The sequence below is a fragment of the Pseudarthrobacter siccitolerans genome, from assembly GCF_001046895.1.
Classification (GTDB): Bacteria; Actinomycetota; Actinomycetes; order Actinomycetales; family Micrococcaceae; genus Arthrobacter; species Arthrobacter siccitolerans.
This window is the reverse complement of sequence record NZ_CAQI01000051.1, coordinates 102,536-108,928: the sequence shown is the minus strand read 5'-3', so window position 1 is coordinate 108,928 and position 6,393 is coordinate 102,536. Positions and strand designations below refer to the sequence as shown.

The 6,393-nt window shown below is 63.0% G+C and carries 6 protein-coding genes and 1 tRNA gene; 2 read left to right on the top strand and 5 right to left on the bottom strand.

What is annotated here, in order from left to right; genetic code table 11:
* The 3 genes from ARTSIC4J27_RS16995 to ARTSIC4J27_RS16985 form a co-directional block, all read right to left on the bottom strand.
* Window positions 1-868, bottom strand: an 868-nt coding sequence (locus tag ARTSIC4J27_RS16995; RefSeq protein WP_152683907.1) for an amino acid permease, incomplete at its 3' end; no start/stop codon positions are given.
* Window positions 869-941: 73 nt separating this feature from the next.
* Window positions 942-1,874 (bottom strand): glutaminase, encoded by a 933-nt coding sequence (locus tag ARTSIC4J27_RS16990; RefSeq protein WP_050056379.1) that lies wholly within the window; start codon window positions 1,872-1,874, stop codon window positions 942-944.
* The gene (locus ARTSIC4J27_RS16985; protein WP_050056378.1) at window positions 1,871-3,469 is read right to left on the bottom strand and encodes a PucR family transcriptional regulator; all 1,599 of its coding nucleotides are present in this window, start codon (window positions 3,467-3,469) and stop codon (window positions 1,871-1,873) included. The genes ARTSIC4J27_RS16990 and ARTSIC4J27_RS16985 overlap by 4 nt, the downstream gene beginning before the upstream one ends.
* A gap of 299 nt (window positions 3,470-3,768) precedes the next feature.
* Between ARTSIC4J27_RS16985 and ARTSIC4J27_RS22265 the strand changes: the two genes are divergently transcribed.
* Window positions 3,769-4,651 (top strand): IS5 family transposase gene (locus tag ARTSIC4J27_RS22265; protein ID WP_152683906.1). Its coding sequence is split into 2 segments (ribosomal slippage): window positions 3,769-4,128 and window positions 4,130-4,651, totalling 882 coding nucleotides; the frame shifts between segments, so codons are not numbered across the junction.
* An 83-nt stretch (window positions 4,652-4,734) separates the two neighbouring features.
* On the opposite strand, the gene ARTSIC4J27_RS16970 is transcribed toward ARTSIC4J27_RS22265, so the two are convergent.
* Window positions 4,735-4,824 (bottom strand) — tRNA-Ser (locus ARTSIC4J27_RS16970).
* A 169-nt stretch (window positions 4,825-4,993) separates the two neighbouring features.
* The gene (locus ARTSIC4J27_RS16965; RefSeq protein ID WP_050056376.1) at window positions 4,994-5,590 is read right to left on the bottom strand and encodes a recombinase family protein; all 597 of its coding nucleotides are present in this window, start codon (window positions 5,588-5,590) and stop codon (window positions 4,994-4,996) included.
* Window positions 5,591-5,938: 348 nt separating this feature from the next.
* Between ARTSIC4J27_RS16965 and ARTSIC4J27_RS16960 the strand changes: the two genes are divergently transcribed.
* Window positions 5,939-6,352 carry a hypothetical protein gene (locus ARTSIC4J27_RS16960; protein ID WP_050056375.1) on the top strand — a complete coding sequence of 138 codons (414 nt, stop codon included), beginning with the start codon at window positions 5,939-5,941 and terminating at the stop codon, window positions 6,350-6,352.
* Window positions 6,353-6,393 lie beyond the last annotated feature (41 nt).

Genomic DNA, 6,393 nt, shown 5'->3' with positions numbered 1-6,393 from the left:
GCAGCAGGGCCAGGAGGATGACGGAGCCGACGTAGAACACCGCGATGCGGAAGACCACGGAGTTGATGGCTTTGGGCATGATTTTTTCGGGGTTTTCGGTTTCGCCGGCCGCGGTGCCGACGAGTTCGATGGAGGCGTAGGCGAACAGGACGCCTTGCATGAGGATGATCATGGGCAGCAGGCCGTTGGGGAAGATCCCGCCGTTATCGGACAGGAGGCTGAGGCCGACTTGCTGGCCGTCGACGGGGGTTCCGAAGATGACGAAGTAGGTGCCGACGATGAGGAAGATGACCAGGGCGGCGACTTTGATCAGGGCGAACCAGAATTCCATTTCGCCGAAGACTTTGACGGAGACCAGGTTCAGGGCCAGGACGACCAGGAGGGCGGTCAGGGCCCAGGCCCATTGCGGGACGTTGGCCATCCAGGGGATGTAGTTGCCGAAGAAGTGCATGTAGAGGGCGGCGGCGGTGATGTCCATGATGGTGGTGGTGGCCCAGTTGATCCAGTAGAACCAGCCGGAGACGAACGCGGCTTTTTCGCCGAAGAATTCCCTGGCGTAGGAGACGAACGAGCCTGAGGAGGGCCGGTGCAGGACCAGTTCGCCCAGGGCGCGCAGGATCAGGAACGCGAAGAACCCGCAGACGGCGTAGGCGATGACCAGGGACGGGCCGGCCGCGTTGAGGCGGCCGCCGGCACCGAGGAACAGGCCGGTGCCGATCGCACCGCCGATCGCGATCATCTGGATCTGCCGGGGCTTCAAATTCTTGTGGTAGCCCTTGTCCTCGGCATGCAGGGCACTCTCAGAGGCATGCGCATGCCCACCGTCAATCTCGTGTGCTGCAACCTCGTCATTGGGGTTGTTGGGCATGGGGGATCCTTTCGATCTGGGGAGATCTAACTGGGTTGGGGGAAGATTTGTGGATTCTTCGGCAGCGGCAGCGTTAGAAGACCGACCAGCCGGTGCGGTCGGAAAGATCGGCGAGGGCAGCAGTCCCGGCAAGGGAATTGCCCTTGGCGTCCAGCCGGGGACTCCAGACGCAAATGGCGCACTCACCCGGAACAATGACCAGGATCCCGCCGCCCACACCGCTTTTGCCGGGAAGGCCCACCCGGTAGGCGAACTCGCCGGCGGCGTCGTACATCCCGCACGTCAGCATGATGGAGCCCACGCGTTTGGCGTCACTTGGCGACAAAACCGGCCCCAGCCTTCCCTGGCCTTCCCGGGCGAGGAAGAGTCCGGCTTTGGCGAGCTCGACGCAGCTCATCATGATGGAGCATTGGCGGACATAGTTCTCCACCACCGATTCCGCCGTCCGCTTCAGGTTGCCGAAATCCTTCAGGAAGTGCGCCAGGGCCAGGTTCCGGCTGCTGCCGGAAAGCTCGCTGGACGCTGCCGCCTCATCGATGAACGGCCCAACGCTGCCAGCTTCTGCGGTGAGGAACCGCAGAAGCTGCGTGGCGGCGTCGGACGTTTCCTCCATCAGGTGGTCCGTGACCACCAGCGCACCGGCGTTGATGAAGGGGTTGCGGGGGATCCCGTGTTCCACTTCGAGCTGGACCAGCGAGTTGAATGCGGTTCCGGAAGGTTCGCGCAGGACGCGGGTCCACAGCGTTCCCGTGGTGTCGCCCCGGAGCGCCATGGCCAGGGTGAAGACTTTGGAGATGCTCTGGATGGAGAAGGGGACGTCCGCGTCGCCCGAGCTGAAAACCTGGCCCGAGGTGGTGGCGATGGCCATCCCGAACGAGTTATAGGGGACTTTTGCCAGGAAAGGGATGTTCGCCGGGACGGAGCCGGTCTCGTGCCGCGGCCGGTGGCTGAGGACAAGGTCGTCAAGGAGGGGGCCGAGCGGCGGTGCCTCGAGTGCGGTGGTCATTTCCTGCCTTGATGTTCTGTGGAGGTTGCGGTTCTTTCCTGGATATGGAGCAAGGCCACCAGCGAATCGCGGGGGTTGCCGAAGTCCAGGCCGGTCACCCTGGAGGCCTTGCTGATCCGGTAGTAGACCGTGTTCTTGTGCAGCTTCATCCGCTGGGCGCATTCGGCGACATCAAGGGACGATTCGAAGTAGACCCGGAGGGTTTCCGCGAGTTCAACGTCCTCCCGCAGGAGGGCTGAGAGGCTTCGGTGGCGGAAGCCCGAGGACGCGAAATTCTGCACGGCTTCGCGGAAAAGGATCTCTCCCTCGAAGTCGTCCACGGTGGCAACGGACGGTTGCGCAGACCTGGCCACGCAGCTCAGGAGTGCCTCCGCGATGCGGGTGACGGAATGGATGGACAACAGGTCGGAGACGACGGGTCCTACTGCCGCGAACGGAGTGATCCCGAGGTGTTTGCGCGCATCCCGCACGATGGACTCGGCGAGGGCCCGGAGCCCCGGTTCCGCTGCTGCGGAGGACTGCAGGCCGGGGACGATCACGGCGGTGTCCCCCTTGAACTGCCCCACGATGGCCGAGGCCTTGTAGGCAGCCGCGTGGATGGACGCCAGGTTGGCAAGCTCGCCGTGCTTGAGGGCAGCGTCATCAGTCTGGGCTTCCGCATCCGATATTCCGATCAGGATCAGGGCGGCCGGGCGTTCTGCGGGGATCTTCTCGCTGTGGGCGCTGGCTGCTGCCTCCGCCGGGCCTGAGAGGATCCGCGCAATCCGGTCTTCGCGCATATGTACCGACTGTTGGTTGCGGTAGCGGATCAGCTCGGCGGAGGTCCGGGCGGCGGAGCCTTTCAGCACATGGTCGACGTCGGGGCCGAAGCCGCCGCCGGTTTCCTGCAGCCAGATGTAGCCCATGATCCGGTCCCCGGCGAAGAGGGTGATGGCCACCCGCTCGCGCAGCCCGTCCTGGGGCCTCGCCGGTACGCGCACCGGGAGCCGTGTTCCGTGCAGTTCCCGGTAGGCGCCGAGGTCTTTGAGCAGCAGCTCGTATTTCCGGGGACCCCGGCGTGCCAGGATGGAGGCTTTCCGAAGCTCATCGATGTCGTTGGAGACGGTGGAATATGCCAGCACCTTGTTGGCGGCATCCTCGATCACCACATGGCTTGAGGTGAGCCTGGCCGTGGTCTGGGCGATGGCAAACAGGTCTTCTTCCAGGAGCGTCAGAACTTCGCTCTGGTAACTGCGCGGCTGGATCCGGTCCTTGGCGATGGAGAGCAGGCGGTCCCAGTCGGCGGCAGGGTTCACGAGGAGCAAGCCGGTGCCTGCGTCACGGAGCAGTTCCTCAGCCTCGGAGAGCTCTTCACGGCTTCCCTTGACGGCGACCACCGGGGGCGGGTTCTGAAGGAGCCGCCGCAACGCGGGCAAAGCCGACCGCCCGCGCACCCCAATCAACAGGACAAAGGCGCCGGCGCCGTCGGGTATCTCGTCCTCGGCGTCCGCGATCAGGAAACGTTCGATCGCGGAACCGTTCGCCGGGCGGAGGATGAGGCTTGCGAACCCCAGGGGGAGATCCGAGAGGATGTCGTCCACCGTAACCGCGGCCATGGGTTCCTTCTGCGTAGATCGGTCCGGACGGCTCTGTCCGGTCAGCCCATGGTATCCAGCCATGGTCCCCCGCAATTTGTGAGGGAACCCCAATTCAGTGGCCCTTTTTCGGTTCGTTGTCCAAGCCGAGACGCTTGCTCTTCCCAACGCGCCATCAGCTCCTGCCGCTTCTTGCCCATCGCGCCATCACTTCCTGAGGCTTTCCGGTCAACGCCCCATCACTCTTGGAAGTTGGCCGGTAGCAGGGGGCTAGGGCGTGTCTCTCAAATACCTGGCGGCTGACTGGAAAACTTGAGCGCGTGTCTCGTTTCCAGGTTTTTACGGATGAACAGTGGGCCCGCGTTGAGCCGTTGCTGCCCAGCTCCGACGGACAACGCGGGCGTCCGTTCCGGAACCACCGTCAGGTCGTGGAGGGCATCGCGTACCGGTATCGGTGCGGGATCGCCTGGCGGGACCTTCCGGAGCAGTTCCGTCCATGGCAGACGGTGTGGAAACGCCACCGCCGTTTTGCCGCGGACGGGATTTGGGACCGGATCCACGCCGTCCTGCTGTCCGAGGCTAACGCCGCCGGTGAGATCGACTGGACGGTGTCGGTGGACTCGACGATCAACCGCGCCCACCAGCACGGGACGAACCTTCCCCGCAGCACAGGGGGACGTCCCGAATTACAAGAAACTCTGGGTCGAACCTGAGGATCACGCCGTCGGACGGTCCCGGGGCGGACTGGGCACCAAGATCCACCACGCGTGCGACGGGAAAGGCCGGCCGCTGGCCTTCATCATTGGACCAGGTCAAGGTTCAGACTCACGAATGTTCCCACACGTCATGGACGCAATAAAGGTTCCACGCCCCGGCATGGGACGGGCAAGGACTCGCCCCGACGCGGTGATGGGTGACAAGGCCTACTCCTCCAAAGCCAACCGCTCACTCTTGCGGGCCCGGAAAATTAAGGCAGTCATACCCGAACCTCGGGATCAGATTGCCAACCGCAAACGCAAAGGCGCCCGCGGCGGCCGGCCGGTGGACTTCGACAGCGAGGCCTACAAAGGCCGCTCCGTCGTCGAGCAGTCCTTCAACATTTTCAAGCAATGGCGCAGCATCGCCACCCGATACGACAAACTCGCCATCACCTACCGCTCCGGGGTCGCCCTCTACTCGGTCCTGATCTGGCTACGCCAATAAGGAGACACGCCCTAACCCCGGTAGCAGGTACAGCAAAGGCCCTGCTTCCCCTTGTTTACAAGGGGAAGCAGGGCCTTCTCATTTGGCGGTGACGGTGGGATTTGAACCCACGTTGGCTTTTACACCAAACAACATTTCGAGTGTTGCACCTTCGGCCGCTCGGACACGTCACCAACCTCAATAGGGTACCGGAGCGAGGCGCCCAACCCCAAAACGGGCGGACGGGGTAGGCCCTTGCCCCTTATTCGTCTCGCTCGATCGCCTTCTCTACTGCTTGAAAAGAGCCTCCAACCTGGGTGAACCATCCATGCTTGAGAATGTTGGCGGTAATGGCTTACGGCGCTAAATGTCGCCCTGCTGGTTCGTGAGTGCTCGTGACCGCCTGTAGTAGGTTGCCCGGGACATTCCGAAGTCGCGGGCGACCTGCGCCGCCGGTTCACCGCCTTCGACCAGGCGGACTGCGTTTCGAATCTGGCTGTCAGTGACGCTGAGGGGTCGGCCGCCAAGGTCCTTTCCAGCTTCTCTGCGTTTGGTGATCGAATCCGTGATGCGTTCGCGTTTGATCTCGTGTTCCATCTGCGCAAGGGCGGCCATGATGGTGAACAGCAGGGACCCCATGGGTGTCGTTGTGTCGACGTCACCTCCGCCGAGATTCAGGACACGAAGGCCAGCACCCCTGCTGCGGAGTTCATCGGCAAAAGTAAGCATGTTTTGAGTGGATCGCCCGAGCCGGTCCAAAGTCGTGATGACGAGGGTGTCACCCTCCATGAGCGCGTCAAGTGCTTGATCGAACTGGGGTCGTGAAGAGCGTCCGCCGGAGACTCCGTGGTCAATGTAGAGGTCATCGCGTCGAACGCCGGCGGCAAGTAGGTCCACCCGCTGCCGGTCGGCGGACTGCTGCCGGGTCGAAACTCGTGCATATCCAATCAGTTTCGTCATGGTTATCTCCGATGTCTTATAACTAATGGTTGGTACGGCAATTTGACCAGCAACTTTCGAGACGTAGTTGTGAGAATGACCGCGGGCGGAGAAAGTCGTCTGGTTGCACTGGAACCAAGGTCTTGACCGCGCGCCTGTTTGTTCGCCGGATGAGAGGTCTCGTTTACCAAGAGTTATGAGACGGGGACGGGCGCCAAAGCCGGCACCTCCGGGCGCACGGCGTTCAATAGGGACCGCATCGAACTAGTCAGCATGCTGATCTTTTATTAGGGTTGGACTTGAACTGTCCGGACGAGACCGGAGGCAGGCCTTATTTCACAATCAGCATGCGGGAGAACGAGCGTCACCGTGCAGGCGGTGGTGCGGGCCGTCCTGAGCCTTTCGCTGCTGGTGGCTTTCACCACATCTGCCGCGGCTGCCCTGTGCCTGCAGATGGACCACCACCGAACCGTGGCCATGGGCGTCTCCCAAGCGGTGCCGATTGCGGCCAAGCACACCAACCCCGCCGGGGCAATCGCGGCCGTGGACGATCCCGCAGGATCACCGTCCCGGCATGCCTGCTGCTGGCAGCAGAAGAGCACACCCGAGGCCATCACCCCGGCCCAGCGGACGTATCCCAAACCTGCCTCTGCCGCCTCTGCGCAGGCGAAACTAGCGCCTCCCCTTAACGGTTACGTGCCGCTTGGTTGGTTGGATCCCGCGCTGGAAAAGAGGGATCATCTCACCCCGTCGTTGACGGCCCTGTCCATCAGCCGGACGTAAACCAGCACTTTGGTGCTGCAGCCTGCCTGACGCGCAGCGGC